The following is a 25,523-nucleotide window of genomic DNA, read 5'->3' as shown; positions in this document are numbered from 1 at the left end:
GTTTAGGCTGGCCGGTATCGGCTATCATGGGCTGCCGTCCAATCGCACGGCCGCCGGGAGGCATAAGCATGGTCTACCGCCTGCAGCCGGGCCAGTTGCCGCTGGCCGATCTTCTGGCGCTTTTCCGCGCCGGGCCGATGACGGTCGCCCTGTCCGAGCCGGCGGTGCGTCCGGCCGTCGATGCCGCTGCCGCGCGGGTGGCCGGGGCTGCTGCCGGAGAGGCCGCCGTCTACGGCATCAACACCGGCTTCGGCAAGCTGGCGCGCGAGCGCATTCCGCCCGACCAGGTCACCGAACTGCAGCGCCGCCTGGTGCTGAGCCATGCCGTCGGCACCGGGCCGCTGCTGCCCGATGCCGTGGTGCGGCTGGTGCTGCTGCTCAAGATCAACAGCCTCGCCCAGGGCCTGTCGGGCATCCGCTGGGACACGCTGGCGGCGCTGGTCGCCTTCCTCAATGCCGACCTGCTGCCCTGCGTGCCGGCGCAGGGGTCGGTCGGCGCCTCGGGCGATCTGGCGCCGCTGGCGCATCTGGTGCTGCCGCTGATCGGCGAGGGCCGGGTGCGCTGGCAGGGCCGCGAGATGCCGGCCGCCGAAGGCCTGGCTGCCGCCGGCCTGCAGCCGCTGGTGCTTGGGCCCAAGGAGGGGCTCGCCCTGCTCAACGGCACCCAGGTCTCGACCGCGCTGGCACTGGCCGGCCTGGCCGCCGCCGAAGACTGTTTCGCCGCGGCGCTGGTCACCGGCGCGCTGTCGGTGGATGCGGCGGCCGGCAGCGACACGCCGTTCGATCCGCGCATCCATGCTGCCCGCGGCCAGCCCGGCCAGATCGCGGTGGCCTTCCTGCTGCAGGGCCTGCTCGAAGGCTCAGAGATCCGCGCCTCGCACCGTACCGGCGATCCGCGCGTGCAGGACCCGTATTGCCTGCGCTGCCAGCCGCAGGTGATGGGCGCGGCGCGCGACCTGCTCGACTATGCCGCGCAGACTCTGGGGCGTGAGGCGAATGGCGTCACCGACAATCCGCTGGTCTTCCCCCAGGACAACGGCATGGCGGGGGATATTCTCTCCGGCGGCAACTTCCATGCCGAGCCGGTGGCCTTCGCCGCCGATACCATCGCCATCGCGCTGACCGAGATCGGCAATCTTGCCGAGCGCCGCGTCGCGCTGCTGGTCGATCCGGTGCTGTCGGGCCTGCCGGCTTTCCTGGCGCCCCATCCCGGCATCAATTCCGGCTTCATGATCGCCCAGGTCACGGCGGCGGCGCTGGCGTCCGAGAACAAGCAGCGCGCCCATCCGGCCAGCATCGATACCATCCCGACCTCGGCCAACCAGGAAGACCATGTCTCGATGGCGGCGCATGCCGCATATCGCCTGCTGGCGATGGCGGAGAATCTCGCCGGCATCCTCGGGGTGGAATATCTCTGCGCCGTGCAGGGCATCGACCTGCGTGCGCCGCTGGCGACCAGCGCGCGGCTCGGCGCCGCCTGTGCGCTGCTGCGCGGCGAGGTTGCCATGATGGCCGAAGACCGCTGGCTGGCGCCCGATCTCGCCATTGCCAGGGCGCGGGTGCTCGACGGTGACTTGCGCCGCCTGCTGCCCGAGGCGGCGCTGGCTCGTTAAGGGGGCCCGCTGAGCGAGGCGCCCAGCCGGGCTAGGATGAGGTCAGGCTGCCGTAGAGCAGCGCCCCGGCAAAAGCCACGAAGGCGATGATGCAGCCGGCAAGGTAAAGCTGGTCGACGAGCGGCATGACGGTTTCTCCCCTGCATTTTGTTGTTGCCGTGTTTTTACGGGAAGCAGTTTAGCAGGGACCGCGATGGCCGCATTGACCAAGATCAAACCGATACGGACGATTCGGCGCCGTGTGCGGACGAGTCAGGGCGAGTCGGCCGGGCGGATCGCTTGCACCGGCAAACGATTGTGGTAACTGCAACTACCCGCTGCGGAGCTTCCGATTCCCTGTCGACCGGTTCTGTACCGCGGGTGTACCCCGCAGAACATGAGGAGACTGGAGATGAACAAGGCTGATCTGATCGAAATCGTCCGCGAGAGCGCCGGCTGCTCGAAGGCTGCCGCCGGCGAGTCCGTCGACGCGATTTTCGAGGCCATGGGCAAGGCGATGAAGAAGGAGGGCGGTTTCACCATCGTCGGCTTCGGCACCTTCAAGGTCAGCAAGCGGGCCGCCCGCAAGGGTCGCAACCCGCAGACCGGCGAGGCAATCAAGATCGCCGCCTCCAAGTCGGTCCGCTTCAAGGCCTCGAAGCAGCTCAAGGATCGCCTGTAAGCCGGTCCTCCGCCACTTGCAAAAAGGCCCGCCGGATGGCGGGCCTTTTTTTTACGTCTGCGCCATGGCGGCGGTCAGTCCAGCGTGAAGTCGCAGAACTCGCCGTAGTTGGCGGTGATCTCCTCGCCCTCGGCGATGTCGCGCGCCGCCGTGGTGTCGGCTTGCGTGTTGTCGGTATTCGGCGTTTCGCTGTGGTTGATGAAGCGGGTATTGTCGAGGCTGACCACCCAGCCGCCGGGAATCTGCGGCGTGATATAGCCGTAGCGCTCGATGAAGGCGCGGGCGACCTCGGGCAGGCCGGCGACATCGGCATCCGGGATGATGCGGTCGAACACCGGCTCGAAACGCCAGATCACCGTGCCTCTGGCGATCGGCGCGGCGGCGAACAGGCCGACGCCCTGGATGGCGCTGGCGGCGGCAATGGTGGGAACAAGCAGCATGCAGGCGACTCCGTCAGGGACGGCGCCAGCCTAGCATGCTGCCGGCATCCGTTCAGCCTCAGCCGAGACCATGGCGCTTGAACCAGGCAATGGCCTGCTTCCAGCCGTCCTCGGCCGCCTCCTTGCGATAGCTCGGGCGGTAGTCGGCGAAGAAGGCATGCGGCGCGCCGTCGTAGATCAGGAACTCGGCTTCCTTGCCGGCGTTGCGCAGGGCTGCCTCCATCTGGTGCACGCTGTCTACCGAAATGCCCTGGTCGGCGGCGCCATAGAGGCCGAGCACCGGCGCCTTCACCGCACTCGCCAGGTCGATCGGGTTCTTCGGCGTCAGCTCGCTCTGCTGGCCGAGGATGCGGCCGTACCAGGCGACGGCGGCCTTGAGCGACGGGTTATGTGCGGCGTAGAGCCAGGTGATGCGGCCACCCCAGCAGAAGCCGGTGATGCCGAGCCGCGCCGGATCGCCGCCATTGGTGCGGCACCAGGCGGCGGTGTCGTCGAGGTCGCTCATCACCTGGGCATCGGGTACCTTGCCGGCAATGGCGATGGCGCCCTGAACGTCGGTGATCTTGGTCATGTCGCCCTGGCGCTGGTACAGGTCGGGCGCCACGGCGAGATAGCCGAGCTTGGCGAAGCGGCGGCAGATATCCTGGATGTATTCGTGCACGCCGAAGATTTCCTGCACCACCAGGATGGTCGGGAAGGGGCCGTTGCCCTGCGGCATGGCGCGATAGGCATGCAGGGCGCCGTCGGCTGTCGGAATGCCGACCGGGATGCGCACTGGGCCGGCGGTCAGGCCGGTGCTGTCGGTATGGATGGCGGTCTGCGCCATGACCGGGCCGGCGGCCATGGTGAAGCCGGAGATCAGCGTGGTGGCGACGAAGCCGCGCCGGGTGAAATCCACCTTCGGCAGCAGGCTCAGCAGGTCGTCTGTCATGGAGTCCTCCAGGGGGCGGCCGCAGCGGGCTGCCGGAATGGTTGGAAACGGGGCGCGGAATTGTGGCCCGATCCGTCCGGCTCTGGCGAGGAACATTCCTGTGAACAGGCGCTTACCGGAAGGTGAGCGGGTCCCGGCTAATTTCCGGCCAGCCGCCAGAGCAGGCTGACCACCACGAAGATGGCGAGCCAGGCGGCGACGAACAGCAGGATGCGGCGGTTGCCCCAGGGCAGGCGCAGCGCGGCAGGCAGGATCAGCAGGCCGCACATGGCGAGCGCGGCAAGCTGCAGCCAGTCAATCTGGGTCATGCAATCCGGGTCATGGCGGGAGCCGGCGGCAGACCGGCCGGAGGACGGTGCGGGCCGTCAGTTCTTCTGGGTCAGCCGGGTGCCGCCCGGATGCAGGCACTTGCGATAGAGGTCGTCGGCAGACGGTTCCTTCATCTTCAGGAAGCGCATGTCGAGACCGCTGACCACGCGATAGGACGGGCTGGCGGCGGCATCGGGGCCGCGGAACTTGGCCGGCAGGACGTGCACCACCGACATCATCTTGTTGGCGGCGTTGATCCGCATCTCGATGGTGTTGCCGTCGTAATCGGCCTCGCTGGCGCAGACGCGGCCGAGCTGGCGGTCAAACTCCCGCACGCGGTCGTAGCGCGGATCGAGCATCGATTCAGGCGTGGTCACGCCGCTGGCCACCAGGGCCGGGCGATAGCGGTTGAACTCGGCGGTGGCCACCACCACGGTGCCGAAGGGGAAATAGATCTCGACATCGTCGAGCTTGGCATGCTGGCCCAGGCGGCCATCGACCACCGGCAGCTCAAGGACGCGGAAGCCGGGCAGGCGGGTGATATCCTCGTTCAGGCTGACCAGGGCGCGGTCGCCGCGGTCGGTGGCGCGTTCGTTCTCGAACGGGATCAGCACCATCGTCCGGCGCGGTTCCTTGGCGAGGACGGGTGCAAGCGGGCCGGCGGCAACCAGAGCCACGGTGGCCAAGGCGGCAAGAGACAGGATGCTGCGAACCATGAAGGAAGTTCCCCCCGTTTCGGGTTGCCCGGTAGCGCTCAGGATGGACCCGACGGCTTCAATCTGGCCCGCAGCCTATCGGTTTTTGTCTCATTCGCCAAGACTCTATTAGTTATCAAATGGTTATCGAGAAAACCGGGGTTTTCCGGGGCTTTGCCATCGGATCGTGATCCGGGTAATGTACGCGCCGCTTTCGCGCCGGCCCCACAAGGCCGGCCAGTTTCCGTGTTGCGTATCGCAGGGGCAGGAGTCAGGCGTGGCCGATTTTATCGATGAAGTTGACGAGGAAGTCCGCCGGGAGCGGATGCAGTCCCTGTGGAAGCGCTGGAGCCCCCTGATCATCGCTGCCGTCATCCTGCTGCTCGCCGCGGTCGGCGGCTGGCAGTTCTGGCAGAACTATCGCGCCGACAGGGCGGCGGCTGCCAGCGCGGCTTTCACCGCCGCGCTGAACGAGGCGCAGGCCGGCAAGCCGCTCGATGCGGCGAAGTCCTTCGGCGAACTGGCCGGTACGGCCGGCGGCGGCTATGCCGTGCTGTCGCGTTTCCAGCAGGCCGCCAACCTGATCGAGGGCAAGGACGTTGCCGGCGCCATCAAGGCCTATGACGCGATTGCCGCCGACAGCGCGGTCGATGGCCGGCTGCGCGATCTCGCCCGCTATCTCGCCGTCGCGCATGGCCTCGACACGCTGGCGCCGGCCGATGCGAAGCAGCGGCTGGACGCGGTCTCTGCCGGCAGCCCGTGGGCGGCCAGCGTCACTGAACTGAAGGCGCTGGTGGCACTCAAGGCTGGCGACCGCGATGCTGCGCGCAAGCTGCTGACTGGTCTGGCCGACGATGCCGTGGCGCCGGCCGGCCTGCGCGGTCGTGCGGCCGAAATGCTGGCCGCGCTCGGCGGTCCGGTCCAGCAGTAACGGCGGCGCGCAGGTGAGCAGGAGCGAGGGGCGCATGCGGCGTGTTTTGTTTATGGCGGCCGGGCTGGTGTCGATGCTTGCCCTGTCGGGCTGCGACACGATCCAGGGCTGGTTCTACAGCGACACGAAAGTGAATATCCCCGGCGAGCGGATTTCGGTGCTGGCCTTCGACAGCCAGCTCGATCCCGATCCCCAGCTTGCCGATGTGCCGGTCGAACTGCCCAAGCCCTGGTCCAATGCCGACTGGCCGCAGGGCGGCGGCTATCCCGGCCACGCCATGTATCACCTGGCGCTCGGGCCGACGCTGAAGCGCGTGTGGACTGCCGACCTCGGCAGCTCGGCCGATGACGAACAGCGCATCCTGTCGCAGCCGGTGGTCGCCGAGGGCCGCATCTATGCGATGGATGCCGAGTCCGATGTCAGCGCCTTCGACGCCAAGACCGGCAGGCGGCTGTGGCATGTCGACCTGACCCCGCATGGCGAGGAAGCCGGCGCCATCGGCGGCGGTCTCGCCTATTACGACGGCAAGCTGTTCGTCAGCACCGGTTACGGTGACGTGCTGGCGCTGCAGCCCTCGACCGGCAAGCTGTTCTGGGTCGCGGAACTCAAGCTGCCGATCCGCGGCGCCCCCACCGTCGATGGCGGTCGCGTCTTCGTCATTACGCTGGACAACACGCTGAATGCGCTGAACGCCGATACCGGCGACGTGCAGTGGAGCCATTCTGCCGTCACCGAGCAGGCGGGCTTCCTTGGTGCCGCCAATCCGGCGGTCGACGGCAACACCGTGATCGCGCCGTTCTCGTCCGGCGAGGTGCTGGCCCTGCGCGCCGATACCGGCGTGGTCGCCTGGGGCGAGCAGCTGGTCCGCGCCGCCGCCCGCATCAGCCAGGCCGGCGCGCTCAACGACATCAACGGCCGCCCGGTGATCGACCGCGGCCGCGTCTATGCGGTCAGCCAGTCGGGCCGCTTCGTCTCCATCAACCTGCGCACCGGCGAGCGCGTCTGGGAGCGGGTGATCCCCTCGATCCAGACCCCCTGGGTGGCCGGCGACTATATCTATGCCATCACCATCGACGCCGAGATCCTGTGCCTGACGCGCAAGGACGGCAAGGTGAAGTGGATCCGCCAGCTGCGCCGCTACGAGGACCCGAAGGCCAAGATCGACAAGGGCATCATCACCTGGTACGGCCCGGTGCTGGCCGGCGACCGCCTGCTGGTCGCCTCGACCGACGAGCGCCTGCTGGCGATCTCGCCCTATACCGGCGACCTGCTCGGCGAGGTCAGCCTGCCCGACAAGGCGTCGGTCTCGCCGGTGGTGGCCGGTGATACCGTCTACGTCATCACCGATGACGCGACGCTGAGCGCCTATCGCTGACGAACCGGAAACCATGACCGCCAAGATCGCCATAGTCGGCCGGCCCAACGTCGGCAAGTCGACCCTGTTCAATCGCCTGGTGGGCCGCCGGCTCGCCATCGTCGACGATACGCCGGGCGTGACCCGCGACCGCCGCGAGGGCGCGGCGCGCATCGGCGATCTCGAATTCACCGCGGTGGATACCGCGGGCCTCGAGGATTCCGACGTCGAGAGCATGACCGGCCGCATGCGCCAGCAGACCGAGGCCGCCGTGGCCGAGGCTGCCGCCGTACTGTTCGTTATCGATGCCCGCGCCGGCGTCACGCCGCTGGATGCGCATTTCGCCAACTGGCTGCGCCGGCAGGGCCGGCCGGTGATCCTGCTCGCCAACAAATGCGAGGGCGGTGCCGGTCGCGGCGGCATGGCGGAAGCCTACGGCCTCGGTTTCGGCGATCCGCTGCCGGTCTCGGCCGAACATGGCGAGGGCCTGTACGACCTGGCCGAGGTGCTGGCCGAACATGTCGCCTCCGCCGGCGGACTCGGCGACGAAGGCGACGAACTCGATCCCCGCGAGCTGAGCGACGACGAATTCAACATCGACATCGACCCGGACGCGCCGGCACCGGCCGACGATCCGATGCGCCCGATCCAGCTCGCCGTGGTCGGCCGGCCCAATGCCGGCAAGTCGACCCTGATCAACAAGCTGATCGGCAGCGAGCGCCTGCTGACCGGGCCGGAGCCGGGCCTGACCCGCGACGCCATCAGCATCGAGTGGCAGTACCAGGGCCGCGTGGTCCGCCTGGTCGACACCGCCGGCATGCGCCGCAAGTCGCGTATCGAGCACAAGCTGGAAAAGCTGTCGGTGGCCGACAGCCTGCGCACCATCCGCATGGCGCAGGTCGTCGTGCTGGTGCTCGATGCCGTGCTCGGCATGGACAAGCAGGACCTGACCATCGCCGACCATGTGCTGCAGGAAGGCCGCGCGCTGGTCATCGCGGTCAACAAGTGGGACGCCGTCGAGGATCGTGCGCTGGCCCTGAAGGACATCGAGGAGCGGCTGGAAAAATCGCTGCCGCAGGCGCGCGGCATTCCCGTCGTCACCTTCTCGGCGCTGACCGGCCGCCATCTCGACCGCCTGCTGCCCGCCGTGATGGGCCAGTACGAGCGCTGGAACAAGCGGATTCCGACGGCCCAGGTCAACCGCTGGCTGGAAGAGGCGACCACCCGCAATCCGGCGCCGATGGCCGGCGGCCGCAATGTCCGCATCCGCTATGCCACCCAGATCAAGACCCGGCCGCCGACCATCGCGCTGTTCGCGCCGCGCGCCGAGTTCATTCCCGAAAGCTACCAGCGCTACCTGATCAACAGCCTGCGCGGGGTGTTCGATCTGCAGGGGGTGCCGATCCGCATGTTCCTGCGCAAGGGCAAGAACCCCTACGTCTCCGACGACGAGTAGGGCGCTGCTGACCGATTGACAGCGCGGGCTTTGCTGCCCGATGCTGGTGGTTATGGGCGACCGCTACTTCCATCCCCGCCATCCCAATCTCGAGCTGCTGCTGCGCCGCTCGCCGGATTTCGCCTATGCCGGCATCGGCCATAACGGCGGACCGCCGCTCGACATGTCATTCCGCGGCTGGGCCTGGCGCCGGGCGCTGGGCAAGGTGTGGGAGACGCCGCCGCGCGAGATCGCGCTGCGCCGCCTGGCCCGCGCCGAAAAGCTGGGCTTGGGCTACCGCGACTATACGGCGGCCCTGCTCGATACCGGCTGCCATCTCTCGGCGGCAATCCTGCCGCTGCATTACCTGCTGGCCGGGGCGGGCCTGCAGGCCAACCCGCATGTCGCCGCCCATGTCGCCCGTTTCGGCGGCCGCCTGCTGCTGCTGGTCGACGAGGCCGCCTTCGGTCCGCTCGACCGCGCGGCGCGCAAGGCGCTGGCCAGCCGCATTGCCGCGCTCGGTATCGTGGCCGACCTGCTGGTGCTGCCGTTCCGGCTGGACGAGGGCGACCGTCAGCGTGGCCGGCGCCTGCGCCGCCTGCTTGCCACGAAAGGCGTGCAGCGGCACGAGATCTTCATGCTCGGCAGCACAGCCGCCGATCTCGCGCTCGCCCGTGAAACCAATCTCGGTACCTTCGTGCCGCTGGCCCGCTGGTTCGCCGGCGCCTGAAACAGGCACCCCGGCAGCAGCAGAACAGCGGCAAAGAAAAACGGCGCCCCCCGCGAGAAGGGCGCCGTGATGACGCGGGAAATAATCCGGACGCCGGAGTCAGGCGGCCAGCAGCGGCGTTTCTGCCGCGGCGCCGGCCGTGACCAGCTGGTCGAGGTCGATCAGCGACACCATGCGGGCGTCGCGGGCGACCAGGGCGGCAAGAAAGCGGTCGTCGGACGACACCGCGGTGCTCGGCACCGGCTGCCGCTCGCTGTCGCCCACCGGCAGGATGTCGGAGACGCTGTCGACCAGCAGCCCGAAATCCCCGGCGGCCGCCTGCACCACGATCACCACATTGCTGACCGTGGGGGGCACCGCCGGCGCACCGAGGCGGATGCGCAGGTCGTAGATCGGGATCACCAGGCCCCGCAGGTTGATGACTCCGCGGACATGGGAGGGGCTGTTCGGCAATGGCCGTTCGGCCGTCCAGCCGCGGATTTCGGTCACCGACAGCAGGTCGATGCCGTAATCCTGGCCGTCGACCATGAAGGTCAGGTATTCATGGATCGCGTCGTTGCTGTCGCTGGCCATGGTCGTGCGCTCCTTGCTCATCAGAATTCCGCCCATTCTTCGCCGCCGGCCTTCGGCGCGGCAGCACGGGCCGGACGGACCGGATCGTTGGCCGCCGGCTTTTTCATGACCGGCTTTGCCGCCGGCTTCGTGGCCGGCTGGCGCAGCGGCACGACGGCGGCATTCTGCACCGGACGGGCGGTGCTGCTGATGCGGTAGCGCTGCACGAGGGCCGCCAGTTCGCCGGCCTGGTTGGCCAGCGACTGGGCGGCGGCCGAGGTCTCCTCGACCAGCGCGCCATTGCGCTGGGTCATCTCGTCCATGCTGCCGACCGCGGTGTTGATCTGCTCCAGCCCGGTCGACTGTTCGCGGCTGGCGGCCGCGATCTCGGCGACGATATCGGCCACCTTCTTGACGCCGCTGACGATCTCGGTCAGCGAGCTGCCGGCCTGGTTGACCAGGCCCGCACCGGTCTTCACCTGGGCATTCGAGGCGTTGATCAGCGCCTTGATGTCCTTCGACGCATTGGCCGAGCGCTGCGCCAGCGCACGCACCTCCTGTGCGACGACAGCGAAGCCCTTGCCGGCCTCGCCGGCACGCGCGGCTTCCACGCTGGCATTGAGCGCCAGCAGGTTGGTCTGGAAGGCGATCTCGTCGATCAGCCCGACGATGTCGCTGATCTTGGCGGCGCTTTCCTCGATCTGGGTCACCGCGACGACCGCGTCCTGCACCACCTGGCCGCCTTTCTGGGCGGTATCGCGGGCGGCGACGGCGAGCTGGCTCGCCGCCTGGGCGTTATCGGCATTCTGCTTCACGGTTGTGGTGACCTCGTGCATCGAGGCGGCCGTCTCCTCGATCGAGGCGGCCTGGCTTTCCGTGCGCTGCGCCAGATCCTGGCTGCCGGTGGAGATTTCGCCCGAGGCGGCGGCGATGGTATCTGAAGCCACCTTGATGTCGGCGATGATGCCGCTCATGCCGTCGAGCAGGTCATTGACGCCCGCGCACAGCGTGCGGATATCGCCGGTCTTGCCGTCGAGCGGGATGCGGTGGGTCAGGTCGTCGGCCTTGGCAGCCTCGACCACGCTCTGGGTCTCGGCGACCGCCTGCTGCATCATGTGTGCGGCCTGCACCTGCTTGGTCACGTCGGTGGCGTATTTCACCACCTTGTAGGGCCGGCCGCTGGCATCCATGATCGGGTTGTAGCTGGCCTGGATCCAGACCTCGCGGCCGCCCTTGCCGATGCGCTTGTACTGGGCGGCGTCATACTCGCCGCGGCGCAGCTTGTCCCAGAAGCCCTTGTATTCGGGGCTCTGGACATAGGCCGGCTCGACGAAGATGCTGTGATGCTTGCCCTTCACCTCGGCCAGCGTGTAGCCCAGGGCGTTCAGGAAATTCTCGTTGGCTTCAAGGATGGTGCCGTCGAGATTGAACTGGATCACCGCCTGCGCCTTGTCGATGGCGGCGAGCTGACCCTCGAAATCGGCCATCTGCAGCTTCTGTTCGGTGATGTCGGTGGCGAACTTGACCACCTTCACCGGCTTGCCCTTGCGGTCGAGGATCGGGTTGTAGCTGGCCTGCAGCCAGACTTCCCTGCCGCCCTTGCCGATGCGCTTGTACTGGGCGGCCTCGTATTCGCCGCGGCGCAGCTTGTCCCAGAACGCCTTGTATTCGGCGCTCTGTGCGAAGGCGGGGTCGGCGAAGATGCTGTGATGCTTGCCCTTGATCTCGGCCAGGCTGTAGCCCATGACTTTCAGGAAATTCTCGTTGGCATCGCGGATGGTGCCGTCGAGGGCGAATTCGATGACGGCCTGCGCGCGGTTGATGGCGGTGATCTGGCCCTGCATGTCGCTGCCAGACATCGTGCCGGAAAAGCTGAACATGGCTGAGGTCTCTCATAGGTTCGTGTTTCAAGGCCGGGGCAATCCGCCGGCGCCACGACCCTGCCCGAAGTGGTTTCGGGCCAGTAGTGTTTTTCCGGTAATCCGCCATTACCGTTCGATTACCCCTACCGGGGGAGGGCGGTCGGGAGATTTCTGCCACCATGGCGGATCGGCCGGCATCCGATTGCCTACTTCGGCATCGTGTCGGTCGGCTGGCGGCCCTCGAGAATGTCGTGCATGCGCACCTCGATGGCGCGTTTGATCCGCTCGTGCGGCAGGATGTAGAAGCGGTTGGCGTCGACCGCATCGGCGACCGCCTGGGCGATGTCGGCGGCGCTGAGCCGGCCCGACGTGATCGCCTTCTGCCGTCGTGCGGCGAACACCTCCGCCGTTGGATTGACGCGCGCGAGTTCCGCCGGCCGGTTGCGTGCGGAATCGAGAATGCCGGTCGGCACGAAGGCCGGACACAGCACCGAGACGTTGACTGTCGCAGCCGCGCCGCGCAGCTCATGGTACAGGCATTCCGACAGGGTGACGACGCCATGCTTGCTGACGCAGTAGATGCTGGAGCCGGGCACCGAGACGAGGCCGGCGGCCGAGGCGGTGTTGACCACATGGGCCGGGTCGCCGGCCGCCAGCATGCGCGGCACGAAGGCGCGGATGCCGTGCACCACCCCCATCAGGTTGACGCCGAGCACCCAGCTCCAGTCATCCTCGGTGCTCTGCCACGAGAACCCGCCGGCCGATACGCCGGCGTTGTTGAACAGCAGATGGGCGGCGCCGAAACGCGCGTAGGTCTGCTCCGCCATCGCCATCACCTCGGCCGCCTTCGACACGTCGCAGGGCAGGGCAAGCATCTCGGTGCCCGCCGGCAGCAGGGCGACGGTCGCGTCCAGTGCGGCCGGCTGGATGTCGGCCAGCACCAGCTTCATGCCGCGCGCGGCGCAGAGCAGGGCGAGTTCACGGCCGAAGCCGCTGCCGGCGCCGGTCAGCACGGCAACATTTCCGGCGGCGAGGATGGACGGTGATCCGGTCATGGCGGTTGCGCTCCCGATGGTTTTTTGTCGCGCCAGCTTGGCACGGATCGGCCGCCGCCGCCCAGCCGCCGCAGGCCTTGCATCCGCGCCTGCCGCAGCGTAAGCCACGCTTCGGCCGGAACCGAAGCATCGCGGCGCTCCGCCCTGCCATACCATCCGCTGCGACTGTTTCTTGCCCCGGAGTCTGCCGTGCCCTTCGATGTTCTGACGCTGCTCTGGATCGCCGCCGTCTTCCTGCTCGGCGGCACCGTGAAGGGGGTGATCGGCCTCGGCCTGCCGACCATCGCGCTCGGCCTGTTCGCCGCCACCATGGATATCCGCGCCGCCATGGCGCTGCTGCTGGTGCCGTCGTTCGTCACCAACATCTGGCAGGTGGCGAGCGGCGGGCATTTCCGCGTGCTGCTGCGCCGGCTGTGGCCCTTCCTCGGCTGTGCCGCGGTGGCGATCTGGTTCGGCGGCAGCGCGCTCAAGGGCGCCGATGCCGGCTGGCTGGCGGCTTTGCTCGGTGCGCTGGTCGTCGCCTATGCCGTGCTCGGCCTGACCCGGCCGGCCTTCCGCCTGGCGCCCGGGCGCGAAGCCGTCGCCGGCCCGCTGGTCGGCATCGTCAACGGCGTGCTGACCGGCCTGACCGGCAGCTTCGTGGTGCCCGGCGTGCTCTACCTGCAGGCGCTGGGCCTCAGCCGCGACGCGCTGGTGCAGGCGATGGGCATGCTGTTCATGGCCTCGACCGTCGCGCTGGCGGTGGCGCTCGGCGGTCACGGCCTGCTGCCGACCGCGCTGCTCGGCACATCGACCCTCGCGGTCATCCCGGCGATGCTCGGCATGACCGTCGGCCGCCGCCTGCGCGGCCGGCTGTCGGAGGCCGCTTTCCGCAAGGTCTTCTTCTGGGCCCTGCTGGTGCTCGGCCTCTATATCGTCGGCGAGCATGCGCTGGCCGTGCTGCTGTCAGAGCACTGACTCCAGCAGCCAGCCGGCCCAGGCACCGGCGGCGACCAGCAGCAGGCCCGGCACCACGCGCAGCGCGAAGGCGCGGCCGCCGCCGGCTGCGGCGAAGGCGATCTTGCTGACGGTGTTGCTGCTGAAGGCGGCCAGCACCGGCAGCACCGCGCCCTGCGGCGCCATATGGCCCGAGCCGGCGAGCGCGGCGGCCGAGATCGCCGGGGCATGGGTGTCGGCAAAGCCCGAGAGGAAAGTGGCGAGCAGCAGGCCGGCCTCGCCGAGCCAGGCCTGCAGGGCCGCGGACGCGAACAGGATCGCCGCCAGCATCAGGGCGAAAAGCAGCGCGGTGGCCGGGCGGAACGGCCGGCCCGGCGGTGGCTCGCTCTCGGGCGGGCGGCGCAGGACGGGCAGGGTGAAGGCAGCGCCGTAGCCGATGGCGGCCACCGCCGCGCCGCCGAGCGGCAGCGCCAGCGCCTCGAGCGCGGCCAGGCTGGTGGCGCCGATCAGCAGGGCGAGCTGGATCACGGTTGCCACCGTCGACAGGATCGCCCCGGCGCTGGCCGTCGCCAGCAGCTCCGGTGCCTTCGCCGCCTTGGCGCCCATGGCGCCGATGGTGGCGGTGCTGGAGACGAAGCCGCCGGCGAAACCGGCCAGCGGCAGGCCGAACCGGGCCCCCAGCGCGCGCACCGCGATATGGCCGGTGCCGCCGATCGCCATCACCAGGATCACCACGATCCAGATGCGGCGCGGGTTGAGCACGTCGAACGGCCCGACCGCCTGGTCGGGCAGCAGCGGCAGGATCACCAGCGTGGCGGCGGCAAAGGTCAGGCCGTCGCGCAGCTCGTCCTCGGTCAGCACCTGGCGGACGAAGCGGTGCAGCGGCGTGCGGGCGGCGAGCAGCACGGCGACCGTGACGCCGAGCGCGGCGGCCGGCACCGGGGCCTCGACGGCGAGGCCGCCGAGCAGCGCGGTGAGGATCAGCGTCACCCCGGTGGTCATGCCGGGACGCTCGCGCGGGCCGCGCAGGTAGGCCGCCACCGCCAGCGCGGCGCAGCCACCGGCGACCACCGCCAGCAGCACCATGCCGCCGAGCGCGAAGCCGACCGCGCCGGCCAGGGCCGCGACGCTGAAGCTGCGGATGCCGGCGGTGCCGGGTTCGGTGTTGCGCCGCTCGCGTTCGGCGCCGATCAGCAGGCCGATGCCGAGCGCGACGGCGAAACCGGCCAGCGATGCATAGACCTGGGGGGCATCGAACTGCGGCATGCCGTCAGTCGCGCCGCCCGGGCTTGCGCCGGCCGGGTTTGCGCCGGCCGAGTTTGCACCGAACTGTTGCCATCAGGCCGGCATCGGCAATGGTGCCGCCGGGGCGGCCTGCGGCGGCAGCGGGTGTTCTGGTCATGACGGCAGTATAACGCTGCTTGATCGGCGCCGGTTCCGGAATTTTCGCCGCCGGGGTGCTTTGGCTCAGGCGCCCTCGATGATGATGAAGTCGGCGTCGGCGATGGCGGTGCGGATCGCCTTGGCGGCCTGGTATTCCGGGCTCATGTAGCAGGCCTTCGCCGTGGCGACATCCTTGAACTCGACCACCACGTTGCGCTCGCGGGCGTTGCCTTCCATCGCCTCGTAAGGCCCGCCGCGCACCACGAAATGCGCGCCGTATTTCTCGAAGGCCGGCTTCGCGGCGGCGATGTATTCGGGGTAGCGCGCGGCTTCGCGTGTGCTGACGCGGACGATCCAGTAACCCTTGGGCATGCTTGCTTCCTTCTGTGGTGCGGCGGCACGGCCGGCGGATAGTCATAGCGCCTGCCGGGCCGGCGCGAAACCCCGCCGGCCGCCGGTGACCGGAATCGCTTTTTCGCATCCCGCCGCCGCGTTACGCTGCGCCGCCGCACCGGACGAAATGCCGGAAGGAGATGCCGCCGTGACCGAACCTGTACTGACCGGGCCTGTAGCGACCGGGCCTGCCCTGACCGATGCGCCGCGCGATCTCGCCGGCTCCTGCCTGTGCGGCGCCGTGCGCTATGCCGTGGCCGATGCCTTCGCCTATGCGATGAACTGCCACTGCGCGCAATGCCGGCGCGCCACCGGCGCCGCCTTCAAGCCGTTCGCCGGCATCGCCCGCGACCGGCTGCGCGTCACTGTCGGCGAAGACGACCTGATGTCCTACCGCGCCGGCGCGCCGGCCCACGACGCGGCCCATGACGGCGCCGGTGGCGAGGCCTCCGACGTTGCCCGTGCTGCCCATGATGCCCGCTGCCGCCGCTGCGGCTCGCTGCTGTGGTCGGTGGTGCGCGACGGCGCCTTCGTGCATGTCACCCTGGGCACGCTGACCGACGCGCCATCGATCCGGCCGGGCTGCCACATCTTCACCGGCTCGAAGGCACCGTGGTTCACGATCACCGACGACCTGCCGCAATACGCGGAATTTCCGGAGTAGCAGGGACAGAGAGGCGGGCGGATGGTGGTCGCTGGTGGCCGCCCTGTCGCATCGCGACACGAGGAACGGTGCCGCAGCACAGACCGTCATCCCACCCTCACAGGCCGTTACAGCACAGACCGTCACCCTCGGGCTCGACCCGAGGGTCCACGTTTTCTTTTGGAGAGCCGTTGATGGAGCGTGGATGCCCGGGTCAAGCCCGGGCATGACGATGGGGGAATATGTGGCGCGCTATGGCTCGAACCGCCGCGCCCGTTAATGCCGCCACAGCACTGACCGTCACCCTCACGGACCACCGCACCACAGGCCGTCACCCTCGGGCCTGACCCGAGGGTCCAACGGTCAGCGGGGCGCCTTGCGCATGGCGTCGGTGATGGTGACGGTTTCCACGCTGACTGTCGTCACCCGCTGCAGCAGGTCGATGGTCTTCTCCTTGTGGTCGGCAAAGCGGTAAGTGTTGAATTTCTCCCGGATGGTCGGGTCCTTCGGGGTCTTTTCCTTGTGCTGGTCCAGCACCCAGTCGATGGCGCAGCGGTTGCCGAGCATGTAACGCCAGGCTTCCGCCGGTACGCCGCCCAACTGGGTTTCGGAATCCAGCATGATGACGCCGGTATCATGATCGGATTTCAGGATCGCCTTCGGCGCCTGTCCGGCGGCCCTGGCTTTTTCGTCGGCTGTGTCGGTGCGTTTCAGGCCGAAGGGCGTTGCGGATTCATAGCCGATATGCAGATCGAGCAGTTCCTGCCCCCAGTCGCGCCAGCGCCGGAAATTCTCATAGAAAGGAATGCGGGGGAATTCGCGCTTCAGATTCAGCGCGTATTTTTCACGATAGATCGGGTCGTGCAGGACGGCATAGACATAGGCGAAAATGTCGTCCTTGGTGATCTTCGCCTTGTCGCCGTAATGGGTGGTGAATTGCGTCAGTGCCCAGTCGGTGATGTTGTCGACATGTGCGCCATCGTCAGAAAAATAGACTCTCGGCAAGCACTGGTTTGCATCGAGGGAGAGAACGGTCAGGCTGGGAGTGTGATCTGTGGCAAATGCAGAGAAGTCTAGTCTTCCTCCTACGGTAAAACAGATTGCTTGGGCTTTTTCTTCTGGAGATGGCCATATTAGTGGCGTCTGATATTGAACCTCGTTCCAAGCATAAGAAAAGTACAGATTATGAATTGTGAACGGTCGATACAGCGCAGTTCGATAGTCTGCTCTCATTTTTTCTATTGTCTTTCGGCCTTCCAGTATTTTCTTTAGATGTCGAGTCCACTTAATTGGGGATCCTTCTAACGCCGGAAGAACGTCGGCGCCTTTGGGAAGCGCTTTTACCTTACTCAAGGCGTCGGCATAATGATCAACTTGGAAATCGATTTTGTTCATCAACGCATTTTTATCAATGTCATAGACCCATTCGTCTCTATTGGTCACAACGCCGAGAGAAAATAGTTTGAAGATGGCTCTTTCTTGACTACTTCTTTCGGCGGCCTTTGTCTCCTTATTGGCAATCGGGAGGTATTGGTCGAAGTCGTTGGCTGTGATGTTTAGCCAGTTGTTTTTCGGATCTGGCTGTATCGTTGTATCGACGCCATCTTTAATGGTTGCACCCAGCAAGAATGTTAACTTGTCCTCTGCCGTTTCGAACTCCGGACGCCGTCCATAGAATATTTGGCAGCCATGTGCACCTTTATGCTTGATCAGGAAACTGATCGCCACGCCGGTTTGGATGCCGAAGACATTGTGCTTGGTGCCCGACAATTTTGGGTTGGCGCGCACATCACCACCAAGGTCGAGAACATATATTTCGTTGAACTCTTCTGTGATAACCTTCCGGAACCCATCAAAGGTACGGCTTTCCAAAAAGCTGCGATTGGTTACAAAAGCAACAATGCCGTCGTCTTCGATGCGGTCCGAAGCCCAGCGGAAGAAACGAGAGTACATATCGTAGAGCTTGGTCTTCTGCGCCGTGCTGGCGGCAATATAGGTTGCCTTGATCCGCCGGTCGATTTCCGGATATTCGCGGTTCTTGTTGTTTTCGTTTTCGTTCTGCTGGTTGGCGTTATAGGGCGGGTTGCCAATGATGACGCTGATCTTGCGCTTGTTCTGGCGGCGGATGCGCTCGACATTCTCCTCGCTCATTGCACCGAAAAGATCGCCGGTAACAGCTTTGGAGGCTTTCAGGCCTGCGACATTGTCCAGCGTGTCGACGAAACAGAGATTGGGGAACTCGTTGTAGTCGTTCATGATTGCTGCGTAGGTCGCCTCGATATTCAGGTTGGCGACGTAATAGGGCAGGATCGCCACCTCGTTGGCATGCAGCTCGTTTTCGTATTTGTATTTCAGCTCTTTCGGGCGGCCGCGGAAATGCTCCAGCAGTTCGACAATGAAGGTGCCGGTGCCGACGGCGGGATCGAGGATTTCGACATTCCTGTCGATCAGGGTCTTGCCGAAATGTTTCTCGCAGAGCCAGTCGGCGCCTTCGACCATGAAGCGCACGATCTCATGCGGGGTATAGACCACGCCGAGGCGGTCGGCGGCCTTGGGGTTGTAGACCTTGTAGAAATTCTCGTAGATCGCCTTGAGGAAGCCCTGCTTCTCCGAATGGCTCTGGATCAGCGCGGCGGTGGAGCGGATGGCGGCGTAATAGGGCTCCAGCGCCGCCAGGGTTTTCTGCTTCACGTCGCCGCGGAAGAAATGCTGTTCCAGCTTATATAATGCCTTGGCGACGTTGTTCTCGCGATGGAAGTCGCCGAGGCCGAAGACGCGGGCGAAGATATCCTCGGTCAGGATATGCTGGATCAGCATTTCGCGGATATCGGCGTCGGTGACGGCCGGGTTGATGGTGTCCTGTGCCTGTTTCAGGAAATCCCGCGCCGCGGCAACAAAGGGTTTGTTGCCGGCATAGGCGTCGTCGATGCGGGCACGCAGGGCCTTCAATACCTCCGGCAGGTCCTGTTTGAACTGCTCGATGGCCTTGCGGAAGTCGGCGATCTCCGGCCGCTGGTAGCCGAAGAACAGCTCCAGCAGCTTTTCCAGATTGTCCACATCGGTGACACTGCAGCGCATCACCTCCTGCCGGTTCTGGATCAGCACGGCCTCGGTGGAATCCTCGAAGATGATGTTGGTCTGCGGATAGCCGCGCTTGAACTTCTTGGCGATCTCGTCGTCAAGGTCGTCGTTGCTGTCCTTGGCTTCCCAGTAGCCGAAGGGCACGCGCAGGTCATGCAGCAGGGCGCCATCGATATAGCGCCGCTCTTTCGTGGTGGTAATGTATTCATGCTCGGGAATGAACTGCAGGCCCTGGCTGCGGCCCCAGGCTTTCAGCAGATCCTTGAAGGCCTCGCGGATTACCGACTCCCGCTTGGAGCCAGATGCCTTTTTCAGCCGGTCGAGATCGGCCAGATATGCGTTGATCAGCAGCTGACTCATGAGCCCCCCAGGCCGGCGAATCAGCATACGATTTTTCCGGGGGGCTTGGCGACCCGCTCAGGTTGCTTTTGATGTAAGTGTCCGGCTTTTTCCCGCCCGGGAGTTGTCGTGGATGCCCGGGTCAGGCCCGGGCATGACGATGGGGGGAATGTGCGGTGTGCGCGCTGCGTGCGAACCGCCGCGCCCTCTAATGCCGCTCCAGCGTTGCCTTCAGCCGCTGCAGGTCGGCGGCGACCGCTTCGGCGTCGCGGGCATAGGCGGCATCGTCCATCTCCGGCTGGCGGATCAGGGTCAGCGTCACCAGGGTGGCGTCGTCGCCGGCGGCTGCGGCGCGCAGCGGCACGGTGATGACGGCGCCGCCGTCGGGCGGCGTCACCGTATGGTCGTGGATGCCGGCGGCCGCCTCCGCCGGGGCGAAGTCCACCCGCATGGTGCGGCCGTCCGGGCTCCGGGTGGTCCAGCCCCTGGCCGGGTCGCGGCTGAGCGTGCCGAGCCCTGCCGCCCAGAGCGGCCAGTTGAGCGGATCGGCGAGGAAGCGGTCGACCGCGGCAAAGGGCGCGTCGATGCGGGTGCTGATGTCCTGCGCCGGCTGGCCGGTATTGGATTGGCCGGTGGCAGGCCGGGCCTGCGGCTGGGGGTTCGGCATGGGGCGTCCGGGGTTGAAAGAGCCTCCGTTCGATCTATGTTCACTGGAGCGCAATGTCCAGTGATCATGGCGGGCAAGGGGTTGCGGGAATTCCACATTCATGCCCGTGCAGGATGTATTCCGGGGTCAAAACGGTCTCCAACGGTCCCAAACGGTCACCAGCGGTCCGAAACGGTCCAAAACGGTCACCAGCGGGCCGGAACGGTCACGAATGGGCCGGAACGGGCACCGGCGGGCCGCAGCGGTCACCAGCGGTCCGCACCGGTCGGAAACGGTCACCGCCGGGCCCCGCCGGCTTTTTCTTGTCCCCGCCGGCCTCCGCGTTATAGTCCGCCGCGCCGGGCCGCCCGGCCCTGCAGAGAGCATGATGAGCGATACAGTCAACAGCCTCGGCTTCGCCAAGCCGCCCTCCGAAACCCGCGTGGTGGTCGCCATGTCGGGCGGGGTCGATTCGTCGGTGGTGGCCGGCCTGCTGGCGCGCGAGGGCTACGACGTCATCGGCATCACGCTGCAGCTCTACGACCATGGCGCCGCCATTGCGCGCAAGGGCGCCTGCTGCGCCGGCCAGGATATCCATGATGCGCGCAGCGTGGCGGCGCGGCTCGGCATCCCGCATTACGTGCTCGATTACGAAAGCCGCTTCCGCCAGTCGGTGATCGACGACTTCGCCGAGAGCTATGTGCAGGGCGAGACGCCGATCCCCTGCATCCGCTGCAACCAGCGGGTCAAGTTCCGCGACCTCTTGGAGACCGCGCGCGACCTCGGCGCCGACTGCCTCGCCACCGGCCATTACGTGCAGCGCGCTGTTTCTGCAGATGGCAGCCCCGAATTACACAAGGGCGCCGACCCGCGCCGCGACCAGAGCTATTTCCTCTATACGACCACGCGCGAGCAGCTCGACTACCTGCGCTTTCCGCTGGGCGGTCTGGAAAAGCCCGCCGTGCGCAAGCTGGCGGAAGACTTCGGGCTGGTCGTCGCCGACAAGCCGGACAGCCAGGATATCTGCTTCGTGCCGAACGGCGATTACGCCTCCGTGGTAGCCAAGCTGCGCCCCGAGGCCGCCGAGGCCGGCGAGATCGTCGATGCGCAGGGCAACCTGCTCGGCCGCCATGACGGCGTGATCCATTTCACCGTCGGCCAGCGCAAGGGCATCGGCATCGCCGGGCCTGAGCCGCTCTATGTGCTGCGGCTCGACGCGGCGCGGCGGCGTGTCATTGTCGGCCCCAGGGCGGCGCTGGCCCGCACGGATGTTCTGTTGCGCGAGCTCAACTGGCTCGATGCGCAGCCGATCCCGCCGGAAGGGCGCGCGGTCACCGTCAAGCTGCGCTCGGCGCAGCCGGCGGTCGCCGCGGTGATCCGGCCGGGCCCGGAGACGGATGCGGGGGCCAGCACGGCACGGCTGGACCTGATGACGGCGGAATTCGGCGTGGCGCCGGGCCAGGCCGGCGTGGTCTACGATGGCGACCGCCTGCTCGGCGGCGGCTGGATCGCGCGCGCGTCGCAGGCTGCCGGGACGAGTGCCGCGGCCTGATTTCGCCCAATCGCATCAACATGTTGCCGCAAGCTTGACATTGGCGGCCGGGCTGCGTATTCCATGCGCCGCCCCACGGCACAGTGGCTGGATAGCTCAGTTGGTAGAGCAAGGGACTCATAAGCCCTGGGTCGGCGGTTCAAATCCGCCTCCAGCCACCATTTTTCCCTTCAAAACCAGAGATATATTGGAAGCCTAGAAGCCGGCGATGGCGGCGCGGTCGAGGCGCGGCAGCCGCTCGAAGGCCAGCATGGCATGCACGCCCTTGTTGCCGTCAACGAGCTGGGTGATGCGCATGTCGCAGGCCAGGCTGCACAGCGCGTAGGCATCGTTGGCGGCCAGCCCGGCAATGGCGCCGAGCGCATCGATCATGTCTTCCAGCGCGCGCACCGCCGCATCGTCGAGATCGGGGTCGAAGGCCATGGTGACCAGATGCGTCGCGGTGGTGGCGCGCGGCCGCGGCAGGCGCTTCTTCTTGTGCAGCACCAGGGTGAAGTCGCCCTCCAGCGCGGTTTCCAGTGCGGTCAGGTTGACCTCGCCGTCGCCCTGGCAGGCATGGCCGTCGCCGGTGGAGAACAGCGCGCCCGGCGTGAACACCGGCAGGTACAGCGTGGTGCCGGCGGTCAGTTCGCGATTGTCGATGTTGCCGCCGTATTCACGCGGCTCGATGGTGGAGACGCGGCCGTAATTGGCCGGCGGCGCCACGCCCATGACGCCGAAGAACGGCCGCAGCGGCACCGTCGAACCCCAGGGGCAGGCGGCGGTCATCGCATTGCGGCTGATCGGGATCTGCAGCATGCGGCCTTCCGGGAAGCGATGGGGCAGGGTGCCGCGCAGCGGCCGGTTGACGTTCCAGCCCCAGTCCTGGATCAGGCGGACATCCTCGATGCGCACCTCCAGCACGTCGCCGGGCGCGGCACCGTCGACCGCCACCGGGCCGGTCAGCAGATGGCCCGGCATCACCGGGGTCATGGTGTCGAGGATGGCGCGGTGTTCGGGCAGCACGGCAAGGCCGCTGCCCTCGGCGGGCAGGCATTCCCTGCCGCCGGACACCGTGCGGATGGTGATGCGGTCGCCCGACTGGATGGTGGCGGCGGGCGTGAGCGTGGCGTCGAAAAAGCCCCAGTGAACGGTTTGCGGTGTGGGCTCGAGCCTGTGGTCGGTCATGGCGATATCCGGGGTGGGACAGTGGGAGGTGCCGTCACTCTAGCGACCCGCGCCGGCTATACCAAGATATAGGGCCGCATGCCCTTGGTCTGATTCCAGCCTGCTCGGTCCGGCGGTAGTTTGGCGGTACCGGGCGGATCAGCCGATCCCGACAGAACACGCAGCCAGGAGGGCGGGCATGACCGGACTAGGGTACAATGGCGCAGGGTATCGTGGCGCGGGCCAATCGCGGCGGATGCTGCTGAAGGCCGGTGCCGGTGCGGCGGCGCTCGCGACCCTGCCGGGGCTTGCCCCGGCCCGCACGTCTTCTGCCACGCACAGCCATCCAGCACAGGAGAACCAGACCATGGGCACCATCACCACCACCGACGGCACCACGATCTTCTACAAGGACTGGGGCCTGAAATCCGCGCAGCCGGTCGTCTTCCATCACGGCTGGCCGCTCAGCGCCGACGACTGGGATGCCCAGATGCTGTTCTTCCTCGGCCAGGGCTACCGGGTCATCGCCCATGACCGCCGCGGCCATGGCCGTTCCACCCAGACCGATACCGGCAACGACATGGACACCTACGCCGCCGACATGATCGCGCTGGCGAAGGCGCTGGACCTGAAGCAGGCCATCCATGTCGGCCATTCCACCGGCGGCGGCGAGGTCGCCCGCTATGTCGCGCGCGCCGAGAAAGGCCGTGTCGCCAAGGCCGTGCTGATCGGCGCGGTGCCGCCGGTCATGGTCAGGTCCGAGAAGAATCCGGGCGGCCTGCCGCTCGAGGTCTTCGACGGCTTCCGCGCCGCACTGGCGGCCAACCGGGCGCAGTTCTACCGCGATATCCCGGAAGGGCCGTTCTACGGCTTCAACCGGCCGGGCGCCAAGGTCTATCCCGGCGTGATCGACAACTGGTGGCGCCAGGGCATGATCGGCGGCGCCAAGGCCCATTACGATTGCATCAAGGCCTTCTCGGAGACCGATTTCACCGAGGACCTGAAGGCGATCGACGTGCCGGTGCTGATCCTGCACGGCGAGGACGACCAGATCGTGCCGATCGCCGATTCCGCGCATCTGTCGATCAAGCTGGTCAGACACGGCACGCTGAAGACCTATCCGGGTTTCCCGCATGGCATGGCGACCACCCATGCCGATGTGATCAACGCCGACCTGCTGGCCTTCTTCAAGGCGGCCTGATCCGGGCAACCCGTTCCGCAACACGTTTACCCGGCTGACCTGCCCCCGAGGTCATACCGGTCTGGCCGCCGCCCACAGTCCCCCCGTCTCCCGCGGGCGGCGGCCTTCTTTTTCTCCGGATTCAGGTATCCAGCAGGCGGGCAACGCAGCGAGCGACGCCGGCGTGCCAGTCTGGCAGGCGGATGCCGTAGGCGGCGTCGATGCGGCTGCAATCAAGCACCGAATTGGCCGGGCGCCGTGCCGGGGTCGGGTAATCGGCGGTGGTGATCGGATCGACCGGCCGGTGCGGGCCACCCAACCGGGCCGAGACCGTCATCACCTCGCCGGCCAGGCCGAACCAACTGGTGGCGCCGCTGCCGGCCAGATGGAAAATGCCGCCGAGGGCCGGGTCGTCCGGTGCCGCGACACGGCGCTGCGCCAGCGTCAGGATCGCAGCGGCAAGATCGGGGGCGTAGGTCGGGCAGCCCTGCTGGTCGGCGACGACGCGCAGCCGGTCGCGTTCGCCGGCCAGCCGCAGCATGGTCTTGACGAAGTTGCCGCCGAACGGGCTGTGCACCCAGGCGGTGCGCAGGATCACGGCTGCAGGCAGCGCCGCCTGCACGGCACGTTCGCCTTCAAGTTTGGAGCGGCCGTAGATGCCGGTGGGTGCACAGGCATCGTCTTCGCGCCAGGGCCGGTCGCCACTGCCATCGAACACATAGTCGGTCGAGACATGCACCAGCGGCAGGCCGAGCGCCGCACAGGCCTGCGCCACCGCCGCGGCGCCGTCGCGGTTGATGCGGAAGGCAGCGTCCGGCTCGCTTTCGGCGCGGTCGACGGCGGTATAGGCGGCGGCATTGACGACGATCTGCGGCGCCAGATCGCGCAGCAGGCCGGAAAGCATTTCCGGCAGGCCGGCAGGTTCAGCCAGATCGACCTGCGGCCGGCCGAGCAGGCTGACCATGCAGCCGGCATCTGCGGTCTCGGACAGCGAACGGGCCAGCTGGCCGTTGCTGCCGCCGATCACCGCAACACGCAGCATGGGTTCAGGCCTTGCCGTTCGGCGAGACGATCAGGCCCGGCAGCGGGTAATAGGGCGGCAGCACGTCGGCATCCGCCAGCAGCGGCGCGGCGCGATCCTTGTCCGCGATCACCGGCTCTTTGACCCGCCAGTCGATGCCGATCGCCGGATCGTCCCAGCGGATCGCATGCTCGCATTTCGGATCGTACGGCGCGGTGCACTGGTAGAGGAAGTCGGCGCTGTCGCTGAGCACCGAGAAGCCATGGGCGAAACCCGGTGGAATCCACAGCTGGTGATGGTTGTCGCCGCTGAGCACGGTGCCGGCCCATTGGCCGAAGGTCGGCGAGTTGCGCCGGATGTCGACGGCGACGTCGAACACCTCGCCGGCGGTGACGGTGACCAGCTTGCCCTGGCCGTGCGGCTCCTGGTAATGCAGGCCGCGGACGACGCCGCCGCGCGAGCGCGAGAAATTGGTCTGCACGGAAGGGACGCCGAGGCCGTGGTTGAGATAGCGCGGCGCGTTCCACAGCTCCTTGATGAAGCCGCGGTCGTCGAAAAAGCTCTTCATCTCGATGATGAAGACGTCGGGCAGGTTGGTGGCAATGATGCGCATGGCGATTGTCCCCCGGTCTCCG

At 67.1% G+C, this 25,523-nt stretch carries 25 protein-coding genes and 1 tRNA gene; 11 read left to right on the top strand and 15 right to left on the bottom strand.

Annotated elements, in window-relative coordinates; translation table 11 throughout:
• Positions 1-68 precede the first annotated feature (68 nt).
• A complete protein-coding gene (gene hutH / locus ACFOOQ_RS15795) occupies positions 69-1,613 on the top strand; it encodes a histidine ammonia-lyase (RefSeq protein WP_379728406.1) in 1,545 nt (514 codons plus the stop codon).
• 391 nt (positions 1,614-2,004) lie between these two features.
• A complete protein-coding gene (locus tag ACFOOQ_RS15790) occupies positions 2,005-2,274 on the top strand; it encodes an HU family DNA-binding protein (protein WP_379728404.1) in 270 nt (89 codons plus the stop codon).
• Positions 2,275-2,348: 74 nt separating this feature from the next.
• On the opposite strand, the gene ACFOOQ_RS15785 is transcribed toward ACFOOQ_RS15790, so the two are convergent.
• From ACFOOQ_RS15785 to ACFOOQ_RS15770, 4 genes are all read right to left on the bottom strand, one after another.
• The gene (locus tag ACFOOQ_RS15785) at positions 2,349-2,714 is read right to left on the bottom strand and encodes an SET domain-containing protein (protein ID WP_379728402.1); all 366 of its coding nucleotides are present in this window, start codon (positions 2,712-2,714) and stop codon (positions 2,349-2,351) included.
• Positions 2,715-2,772: 58 nt separating this feature from the next.
• Positions 2,773-3,645, bottom strand: a complete 873-nt coding sequence (locus tag ACFOOQ_RS15780) for a dienelactone hydrolase family protein (protein WP_379728400.1) — start codon at positions 3,643-3,645, stop codon at positions 2,773-2,775.
• A gap of 137 nt (positions 3,646-3,782) precedes the next feature.
• Positions 3,783-3,953 carry a hypothetical protein gene (locus tag ACFOOQ_RS15775; RefSeq protein ID WP_379728398.1) on the bottom strand — a complete coding sequence of 57 codons (171 nt, stop codon included), beginning with the start codon at positions 3,951-3,953 and terminating at the stop codon, positions 3,783-3,785.
• A gap of 57 nt (positions 3,954-4,010) precedes the next feature.
• Positions 4,011-4,670 carry a hypothetical protein gene (locus ACFOOQ_RS15770; protein WP_379728396.1) on the bottom strand — a complete coding sequence of 220 codons (660 nt, stop codon included), beginning with the start codon at positions 4,668-4,670 and terminating at the stop codon, positions 4,011-4,013.
• 256 nt (positions 4,671-4,926) lie between these two features.
• On the opposite strand from ACFOOQ_RS15770, the gene ACFOOQ_RS15765 reads away from it, so the two are divergent.
• The 4 genes from ACFOOQ_RS15765 to ACFOOQ_RS15750 are packed head-to-tail and all read left to right on the top strand — an operon-like array spanning position 4,927 to position 9,099.
• Positions 4,927-5,580, top strand: a complete 654-nt coding sequence (locus tag ACFOOQ_RS15765; protein WP_379728394.1) for a tetratricopeptide repeat protein — start codon at positions 4,927-4,929, stop codon at positions 5,578-5,580.
• Positions 5,581-5,614: 34 nt separating this feature from the next.
• Positions 5,615-6,955 carry a PQQ-like beta-propeller repeat protein gene (locus ACFOOQ_RS15760; protein WP_379728392.1) on the top strand — a complete coding sequence of 447 codons (1,341 nt, stop codon included), beginning with the start codon at positions 5,615-5,617 and terminating at the stop codon, positions 6,953-6,955.
• Between the two features lie 13 nt (positions 6,956-6,968).
• The gene (der, locus tag ACFOOQ_RS15755) at positions 6,969-8,390 is read left to right on the top strand and encodes a ribosome biogenesis GTPase Der (protein WP_379728390.1); all 1,422 of its coding nucleotides are present in this window, start codon (positions 6,969-6,971) and stop codon (positions 8,388-8,390) included.
• Positions 8,391-8,430: 40 nt separating this feature from the next.
• Positions 8,431-9,099 (top strand): hypothetical protein, encoded by a 669-nt coding sequence (locus ACFOOQ_RS15750; RefSeq protein ID WP_379728388.1) that lies wholly within the window; start codon positions 8,431-8,433, stop codon positions 9,097-9,099.
• Positions 9,100-9,198: 99 nt separating this feature from the next.
• Here the strand turns inward: ACFOOQ_RS15750 and ACFOOQ_RS15745 are convergent, their stop codons facing one another.
• From ACFOOQ_RS15745 to ACFOOQ_RS15735, 3 genes are all read right to left on the bottom strand, one after another.
• On the bottom strand, positions 9,199-9,693 hold the full coding sequence (locus tag ACFOOQ_RS15745; protein ID WP_379728386.1) for a chemotaxis protein CheW: 495 nt from the start codon (positions 9,691-9,693) through the stop codon (positions 9,199-9,201).
• Positions 9,693-11,531 (bottom strand): methyl-accepting chemotaxis protein, encoded by a 1,839-nt coding sequence (locus ACFOOQ_RS15740; RefSeq protein WP_379728384.1) that lies wholly within the window; start codon positions 11,529-11,531, stop codon positions 9,693-9,695. The genes ACFOOQ_RS15745 and ACFOOQ_RS15740 overlap by 1 nt, the downstream gene beginning before the upstream one ends.
• A 188-nt stretch (positions 11,532-11,719) precedes the next feature.
• Entirely contained in the window at positions 11,720-12,568 is an 849-nt protein-coding gene (locus ACFOOQ_RS15735) for an SDR family NAD(P)-dependent oxidoreductase (RefSeq protein ID WP_379728382.1), read from the bottom strand.
• Between the two features lie 189 nt (positions 12,569-12,757).
• On the opposite strand from ACFOOQ_RS15735, the gene ACFOOQ_RS15730 reads away from it, so the two are divergent.
• A complete protein-coding gene (locus tag ACFOOQ_RS15730; RefSeq protein ID WP_379728380.1) occupies positions 12,758-13,525 on the top strand; it encodes a sulfite exporter TauE/SafE family protein in 768 nt (255 codons plus the stop codon).
• Here the strand turns inward: ACFOOQ_RS15730 and ACFOOQ_RS15725 are convergent.
• From ACFOOQ_RS15725 to ACFOOQ_RS15715, 3 genes are all read right to left on the bottom strand, one after another.
• The gene (locus tag ACFOOQ_RS15725) at positions 13,514-14,770 is read right to left on the bottom strand and encodes an MgtC/SapB family protein (protein ID WP_379728378.1); all 1,257 of its coding nucleotides are present in this window, start codon (positions 14,768-14,770) and stop codon (positions 13,514-13,516) included. The genes ACFOOQ_RS15730 and ACFOOQ_RS15725 overlap by 12 nt on opposite strands.
• A 4-nt stretch (positions 14,771-14,774) precedes the next feature.
• Positions 14,775-14,906, bottom strand: a complete 132-nt coding sequence (locus tag ACFOOQ_RS15720) for a hypothetical protein (protein WP_379728376.1) — start codon at positions 14,904-14,906, stop codon at positions 14,775-14,777.
• Between the two features lie 65 nt (positions 14,907-14,971).
• Entirely contained in the window at positions 14,972-15,259 is a 288-nt protein-coding gene (locus ACFOOQ_RS15715) for a DUF1330 domain-containing protein (protein ID WP_379728374.1), read from the bottom strand.
• 169 nt (positions 15,260-15,428) lie between these two features.
• Here ACFOOQ_RS15715 and ACFOOQ_RS15710 point away from each other — a divergent pair, with 169 nt between their 5' ends.
• Positions 15,429-15,944 (top strand): GFA family protein, encoded by a 516-nt coding sequence (locus ACFOOQ_RS15710; RefSeq protein WP_379728372.1) that lies wholly within the window; start codon positions 15,429-15,431, stop codon positions 15,942-15,944.
• Positions 15,945-16,286: 342 nt separating this feature from the next.
• Here ACFOOQ_RS15710 and ACFOOQ_RS15705 read toward each other — a convergent pair whose 3' ends face one another.
• Positions 16,287-19,364 (bottom strand): type ISP restriction/modification enzyme, encoded by a 3,078-nt coding sequence (locus ACFOOQ_RS15705; protein WP_379728370.1) that lies wholly within the window; start codon positions 19,362-19,364, stop codon positions 16,287-16,289.
• Positions 19,365-19,551: 187 nt separating this feature from the next.
• The gene (locus ACFOOQ_RS15700) at positions 19,552-20,010 is read right to left on the bottom strand and encodes a hypothetical protein (protein WP_379728368.1); all 459 of its coding nucleotides are present in this window, start codon (positions 20,008-20,010) and stop codon (positions 19,552-19,554) included.
• A gap of 364 nt (positions 20,011-20,374) precedes the next feature.
• On the opposite strand from ACFOOQ_RS15700, the gene mnmA reads away from it, so the two are divergent.
• Both mnmA and ACFOOQ_RS15690 read left to right on the top strand, forming a co-directional pair.
• Positions 20,375-21,541, top strand: coding sequence for a tRNA 2-thiouridine(34) synthase MnmA (mnmA, locus tag ACFOOQ_RS15695; RefSeq protein WP_379728366.1), 1,167 nt, complete (start codon positions 20,375-20,377; stop codon positions 21,539-21,541).
• An 85-nt stretch (positions 21,542-21,626) separates the two neighbouring features.
• Positions 21,627-21,702, top strand: a tRNA-Met gene (locus ACFOOQ_RS15690).
• Between the two features lie 34 nt (positions 21,703-21,736).
• Here ACFOOQ_RS15690 and ACFOOQ_RS15685 read toward each other — a convergent pair.
• Positions 21,737-22,708 (bottom strand): acetamidase/formamidase family protein, encoded by a 972-nt coding sequence (locus tag ACFOOQ_RS15685; protein WP_379728364.1) that lies wholly within the window; start codon positions 22,706-22,708, stop codon positions 21,737-21,739.
• A gap of 178 nt (positions 22,709-22,886) precedes the next feature.
• On the opposite strand from ACFOOQ_RS15685, the gene ACFOOQ_RS15680 reads away from it, so the two are divergent.
• A complete protein-coding gene (locus ACFOOQ_RS15680; protein ID WP_449265811.1) occupies positions 22,887-23,888 on the top strand; it encodes an alpha/beta fold hydrolase in 1,002 nt (333 codons plus the stop codon).
• A 121-nt stretch (positions 23,889-24,009) separates the two neighbouring features.
• Here ACFOOQ_RS15680 and rfbD read toward each other — a convergent pair whose 3' ends face one another.
• Positions 24,010-24,909, bottom strand: a complete 900-nt coding sequence (gene rfbD, locus ACFOOQ_RS15675) for a dTDP-4-dehydrorhamnose reductase (protein WP_379728362.1) — start codon at positions 24,907-24,909, stop codon at positions 24,010-24,012.
• 4 nt (positions 24,910-24,913) lie between these two features.
• Positions 24,914-25,501: a dTDP-4-dehydrorhamnose 3,5-epimerase gene (gene rfbC, locus ACFOOQ_RS15670; protein ID WP_379728360.1), complete on the bottom strand. Its 588-nt coding sequence runs from the start codon at positions 25,499-25,501 to the stop codon at positions 24,914-24,916.
• Positions 25,502-25,523: the final 22 nt, after the last annotated feature.

The organism is Ferrovibrio xuzhouensis, from assembly GCF_042648965.1.
GTDB lineage: Bacteria > Pseudomonadota > Alphaproteobacteria > Ferrovibrionales > Ferrovibrionaceae > Ferrovibrio > Ferrovibrio xuzhouensis.
This window is presented reverse-complemented; position numbering and strand designations above follow the sequence as displayed.

Coding starts and splice junctions, on each gene's coding strand:
- hutH (WP_379728406.1), top strand. CDS start 69: ATGGTCTACCGCCTGCAGCCGGGCCAGTTGCCGCTGGCCGATCTTCTG.
- ACFOOQ_RS15790 (WP_379728404.1), top strand. CDS start 2,005: ATGAACAAGGCTGATCTGATCGAAATCGTCCGCGAGAGCGCCGGCTGC.
- ACFOOQ_RS15785 (WP_379728402.1), bottom strand. CDS start 2,714: ATGCTGCTTGTTCCCACCATTGCCGCCGCCAGCGCCATCCAGGGCGTC.
- ACFOOQ_RS15780 (WP_379728400.1), bottom strand. CDS start 3,645: ATGACAGACGACCTGCTGAGCCTGCTGCCGAAGGTGGATTTCACCCGG.
- ACFOOQ_RS15775 (WP_379728398.1), bottom strand. CDS start 3,953: ATGACCCAGATTGACTGGCTGCAGCTTGCCGCGCTCGCCATGTGCGGC.
- ACFOOQ_RS15770 (WP_379728396.1), bottom strand. CDS start 4,670: ATGGTTCGCAGCATCCTGTCTCTTGCCGCCTTGGCCACCGTGGCTCTG.
- ACFOOQ_RS15760 (WP_379728392.1), top strand. CDS start 5,615: ATGCGGCGTGTTTTGTTTATGGCGGCCGGGCTGGTGTCGATGCTTGCC.
- der (WP_379728390.1), top strand. CDS start 6,969: ATGACCGCCAAGATCGCCATAGTCGGCCGGCCCAACGTCGGCAAGTCG.
- ACFOOQ_RS15750 (WP_379728388.1), top strand. CDS start 8,431: ATGCTGGTGGTTATGGGCGACCGCTACTTCCATCCCCGCCATCCCAAT.
- ACFOOQ_RS15745 (WP_379728386.1), bottom strand. CDS start 9,693: ATGAGCAAGGAGCGCACGACCATGGCCAGCGACAGCAACGACGCGATC.
- ACFOOQ_RS15740 (WP_379728384.1), bottom strand. CDS start 11,531: ATGTTCAGCTTTTCCGGCACGATGTCTGGCAGCGACATGCAGGGCCAG.
- ACFOOQ_RS15735 (WP_379728382.1), bottom strand. CDS start 12,568: ATGACCGGATCACCGTCCATCCTCGCCGCCGGAAATGTTGCCGTGCTG.
- ACFOOQ_RS15725 (WP_379728378.1), bottom strand. CDS start 14,770: ATGCCGCAGTTCGATGCCCCCCAGGTCTATGCATCGCTGGCCGGTTTC.
- ACFOOQ_RS15720 (WP_379728376.1), bottom strand. CDS start 14,906: ATGACCAGAACACCCGCTGCCGCCGCAGGCCGCCCCGGCGGCACCATT.
- ACFOOQ_RS15715 (WP_379728374.1), bottom strand. CDS start 15,259: ATGCCCAAGGGTTACTGGATCGTCCGCGTCAGCACACGCGAAGCCGCG.
- ACFOOQ_RS15705 (WP_379728370.1), bottom strand. CDS start 19,364: ATGAGTCAGCTGCTGATCAACGCATATCTGGCCGATCTCGACCGGCTG.
- ACFOOQ_RS15700 (WP_379728368.1), bottom strand. CDS start 20,010: ATGCCGAACCCCCAGCCGCAGGCCCGGCCTGCCACCGGCCAATCCAAT.
- mnmA (WP_379728366.1), top strand. CDS start 20,375: ATGATGAGCGATACAGTCAACAGCCTCGGCTTCGCCAAGCCGCCCTCC.
- ACFOOQ_RS15685 (WP_379728364.1), bottom strand. CDS start 22,708: ATGACCGACCACAGGCTCGAGCCCACACCGCAAACCGTTCACTGGGGC.
- ACFOOQ_RS15680 (WP_449265811.1), top strand. CDS start 22,887: ATGACCGGACTAGGGTACAATGGCGCAGGGTATCGTGGCGCGGGCCAA.
- rfbD (WP_379728362.1), bottom strand. CDS start 24,909: ATGCTGCGTGTTGCGGTGATCGGCGGCAGCAACGGCCAGCTGGCCCGT.
- rfbC (WP_379728360.1), bottom strand. CDS start 25,501: ATGCGCATCATTGCCACCAACCTGCCCGACGTCTTCATCATCGAGATG.